This is a genomic window from Streptomyces sp. CBMA29 (assembly GCF_014596445.1).
In the GTDB taxonomy this organism is placed as follows: domain Bacteria; phylum Actinomycetota; class Actinomycetes; order Streptomycetales; family Streptomycetaceae; genus Actinacidiphila.
The window spans coordinates 1-346 of the sequence record NZ_MECL01000137.1; the positions used below are offsets into that span (position 1 = coordinate 1).

The window sequence follows — 346 nt, forward strand, 5'->3', positions numbered from 1 at the left end:
GGCCCGCGCCGAGCGGTCGGCGACACCGCCAACGGCGGTACCGCCACGCGCGGGCGTCGGCGGGGGCACGTCGCCGGTGACGACACGGCCGCCGGTCCCGGCTCCGGCGCCCGTTCCGGCTCGGGCACGGGCACGGGCTCGGGCTCCGGCTGCAACGGCGGCCTCCGCGCGGCCACTTGGCGCGGGTGAGTCCCCCGTCGATACGGCGCGCGCCGCGGAGCCGTCGGCATCGCTGTCGCCGACAGCCGCGTGCATCGCGTGCACCGTGTGGGCCGCGAGGCTCGACGTCAGGCGATCGGCCAGAGCCGTGCACGCGTCCGCGAGGAGATCCGTGGTCATGGCCGGT

General features: G+C 78.3%; 1 pseudogene. It reads left to right on the forward strand.

The annotated features are described in order from the left end of the window. Positions 1–189: pseudogene (locus BGM09_RS37845) on the forward strand (hypothetical protein); the annotation flags it as partial. Between the last annotated feature and the right edge of the window lie 157 nt (positions 190–346).